Origin of the sequence: Kitasatospora putterlickiae, from assembly GCF_039527695.1 — a bacterium.
GTDB classification, from domain to species: Bacteria; Actinomycetota; Actinomycetes; order Streptomycetales; family Streptomycetaceae; genus Kitasatospora; species Kitasatospora putterlickiae.
The window spans coordinates 5269-8953 of record NZ_BAAAKJ010000351.1 but is presented as its reverse complement, the minus strand read 5'-3'; the positions used below and the strand labels follow the sequence as shown (position 1 = coordinate 8953).

Annotated in this window: 3 protein-coding genes; 1 reads left to right on the top strand and 2 read right to left on the bottom strand. The window is 71.6% G+C overall.

Annotation, left to right across the window (positions count from 1 at the left end):
• Together ABD308_RS32405 and ABD308_RS32400 are read right to left on the bottom strand one after the other, a co-directional pair.
• A partial coding sequence (locus ABD308_RS32405; RefSeq protein ID WP_344343040.1) for a sensor histidine kinase occupies positions 1-1190 on the bottom strand: 1190 nt, incomplete at its 3' end.
• A gap of 312 nt (positions 1191-1502) precedes the next feature.
• The gene (locus ABD308_RS32400) at positions 1503-2774 is read right to left on the bottom strand and encodes an acyl-CoA dehydrogenase family protein (protein WP_344343056.1); all 1272 of its coding nucleotides are present in this window, start codon (positions 2772-2774) and stop codon (positions 1503-1505) included.
• Positions 2775-3255: 481 nt separating this feature from the next.
• Here ABD308_RS32400 and ABD308_RS32395 point away from each other — a divergent pair.
• Positions 3256-3685 (top strand): GAF domain-containing protein (locus tag ABD308_RS32395; protein ID WP_344343038.1); only part of this gene is annotated, 430 nt, incomplete at its 3' end.

Below are 3685 nucleotides of genomic sequence, written 5' to 3'. Positions count from 1 at the left end.
CGCTCCTCGCGGTCACCCTCGCCCTGCCAGTCGGCGAGGGAGGAGCCGAAGGCGTACGGCGCCTCGGCCTGCTGCAGCAGCGCCGCCGGCACCAGCACCACGGCCCGCGTCCCGCCGTACGGCGAGGGGCGCAGGGTGACCTGGACGTCGTGCCGGGCGGCCAGCCGGGCGACCACGAAGAGTCCGAGCCGCAGGTCGTCGCCGAGCGCGGAGACGTCCAGCTCGGGCGGGTTGGCCAGGTAGTCGTTGAGCCGCTGGTACTCGTCCTCGACCATGCCGAGGCCGCGGTCCTCGACCTCCACCGCCAGGCCCTTCGGGACCTCCTGCGCGGAGACCTGCACCTGGGTGTAGGGCGGCGAGAAGGTGGTGCCGTTCTCGATCAGCTCGGCGATCAGGTGGATCACGTCGGCGACGGCCTGGCCGCTGAGCGAGGTGCGGGGCACGCCCTGGACGACGACCCGCGAGTAGTTCTCGGTCTCGGAGACGGCGCTGCGCAGCACGTTGACCATGGGCACGGCGTTGCGCCAGCGCCGGGCGGGCAGCGCGCCGCCGAGGATGACCAGGTTCTCGGCGTTGCGCCGCATCCGGGTGGCGAGGTGGTCGACGGCGAACAGCTCGCGCAGCAGGTCGGGTTCCTCGTGCTCGCGCTCCAGCGCGTCCAGCATGCTGATCTGACGATGGATCAGGATCTGGGTGCGGCGCGCGATGTTGAGGAAGACCTTCTTCGTCCCCTCGCGCCCCTGGGCCTGGTGGACGATGGCGGCGATGGCGGCCTGCCGGACGGCGGCGAGGCTGTCGGCGGCCTGCTGGAGCTCGTCGCCGGCCCGCCGGGGCGGGGTCCGGGCGGGCGGGGCCGGGACCGACTCGCCGGCCCGCAGGCGTCCGGCGATCCCGGGGATCTCGTGCTCGGCGAGCGTCAGGGCGTCGCCGTGCAGGGCGGCGATCCGGGCCGGCAGGGCCCGCGCGGCGCGCACGCCGCGCACCAGGCTCCACAGCAGGACGGCGCCGACGGCCGCGCTGCCGGCGATCAGGGCGGTGCGTTCCCCGGCGTCGCGCAGCAGGTAGACGGCGTAACCCCAGGCGACGGCGAGGCCGAGGCAGGGGACCAGCGCGAGGGCGAGGAGCGAGCTGCGAAGGGAGCCGGACCGGCCGGCGCGGTGGCCCGTCCGGGGGACCGATATGCCTGGCATCTGATTCCTTGTAGCGGGGTGAACGGCGGGGGATCCGTGTTCGGATGGATGCAGACGGCCGCCGACTCCAGGCACGCTACCAGCCTCTGGTGACCTCAGGGCAACATCAACTGACCATATGTGAACAGCTGATGACGGACCGTCCGGAAGATCGTCGACCATCCGTCCGGATATTCGTACTGGTCAGCGAGGCATGGGGAGCTGTCGGACGGCTTTCCGGCGGTCGGTGTCCGGTCGCCGNAAAGCCGTCAGGGACAGGTCAGGGATCGGTATCCTGGTCGGCTGTCCCGACCGGGCCGCCCCTGGGAAGGGTCAGCCCGCCAGCGGCATCCGCAACACCGCCGCCTGGCCGGCGTGCAGTTCGGCCTCCGCCCGTGCCTCCCGCTCGGAGGCCTCCCGCCACGCCCAGCCCGCCAGATCGGCGAGTCCGGCCGACCACTGCTTGCCGTAGGTGCCCGAGGCCACCTGGCCGAGCCGCAGCCGCTGGATGTCCGAGGTGCCGGCCGGCGGGTAGGTGTGGGTGGCGTCGCGCAGGTAGCGCTCGATGTGGAACTCCGCCTGCAGCCCGCGGGCGGCGTGGATCTCCATCGCGTTGCGCGCCGAGTCCAGCGCGTACTCGGTGTTGATCAGCTTGGCGTTCATCAGTTCGGCGTCGCAGGGCTTGCCGTGGTCCAGCAGGTGCGAGGCGTGGTACGCGGCGAGCTTGGCGGTCATCAGCCGGGACTGCATCTCGCCCAGTTTCAGCGCGATGTTGGGCAGTTGGGAGAGCGGCTTGCCGTAGAGCACGCGCGACTCGGCGAACCGGACGGTGTCCTCGACGATCGCCACGTGGATGCCGAGGGCGACCGCCGCCAGGTTCAGCCGCCCGTACAGGGTGGAGGACGAGTAGGCGACGTCCAGGCCCTCGCCCTCCCGGCCGAGCCGGTTGGCGGCCGGGATCCGGCACTCCTCGAAGACGAGCTCGCCGAAGCTGAAGCCGTGCAGTCCGCTCTGCGAGCCGAGCGCGCCGGTGCGGAACCCGGGCCGGTCGCTCTCCACCAGGAACGCGGAGAGCCCCCGGCTGCCGGGCCCGGTGCGCAGCACCACCCCGTGCACGTCGCCGATGTGCGAGTTCCCCACGAACCACTTGCGGCCGTTGAGCACGTACTCGTCGCCCTCGCGCCGGGCGGAGCCGCTCATGCCGAGCACGTGACCGCCGGACTCCGGTTCGGTGACGGCGATGGTGGGCAGCGCCGACCCGGAGGCGAACCGGGGCAGCCAGTAGCGGCGTTGGGTGTCGTCGCCGAAGTGGATGACCTTGGCGACGCCGAGCTGCGAGGCCTGCGCCACCGCCCCCATGGCGCCGCTGACGCGCGACAGCTCCTCCACGATCACGGTCTTGGCGAGATGTCCCAGCCCCAGCCCGCCGAACTCGCGCGGGATGGTGACTCCGATCCAACCCCGGCGGGCGATCTCCCGCGCGAGTGCGAACTCGACCTGGCGCTCGGCCTCCATTCTGGCCACGTGCGGGCGCACTTCCTTCTCCGCGAACTCGCGCACCTCCGCACGGAGGTGCTCGTGTCGTTCGTCGGTGAAGTAGTCCATCGCCATGCCCCGGTCCTCTCGGGTTCGGTTCGTTCGGTGGGTGTGCCTCCGTCCGTGCAGCCGATCCGCGCCGGCCGCCGTGGGCGTGGGGGAAGTGAGGGCGGCGGCCGGGTGCTCCAGAGCAGCCGGTGCGTGCGGAAGTGCCGGCGGTGGCCCACGCTGCCCCTGGGGCCCGCCGATTTTCGGCAGGCCTCATTGTCATATGTGGGTCCGGGGCGCTCTACGGAGGATCTTGGATTGGCGCGATCGGGTCGTTCCGGGTCCACCGAGGATTGAAAGGCCGAAAGGTGGGGATACGACGTACCCCCGATTCCCGGAACCGTCGGATCCGTCGGTTCCGCTTCCGGTTCCCTCTTCGTTCCCGCCCGGCGGCCCGCCGGTCGCCGGCTTGTCCACCATGCGGCTTTGACGCAGCGTCAGCATCCGGGACGGCGCGGGCCGGGAGCGCCGAAGACATCCGATGTCTGATTACATGTGCGCCATGACTGATGTGATGAGCACTCAAGGCCAGTTCCCGGGTGCCGCCGGGGAGTCGGAGCGGGCCCGCAGGCTTCGCAGCCTGGGCCTCGACGAGCCCGCCGCGGACGAGGCCTTCGACCGCTTCGCCCACCTGGCCGCCAGCATCACCCGCGCCCCCATCGCGATGGTCAACTTCATCAACGACGAGCGCCAGATGTTCCGGGGGCTCTACATTCCGCCAACCTCCCCCGAGATTTCGGCCGACGAGGGCTCCTCGTGGGCCGATCGGGGCATCGCCTTCGACCTGCCGACCCGTCAGATGCCGCTGAGCCACGGCTTCTGCCCGCACGTCGTCGCCCAGCGCTCCCCCCTCGCGCTGGACGACATCCTCGCCTACCCCCGGTTCGCCGGGAACCCGGTCGTCGACGAGCTGGGGGTGCGCGCCTACCTCG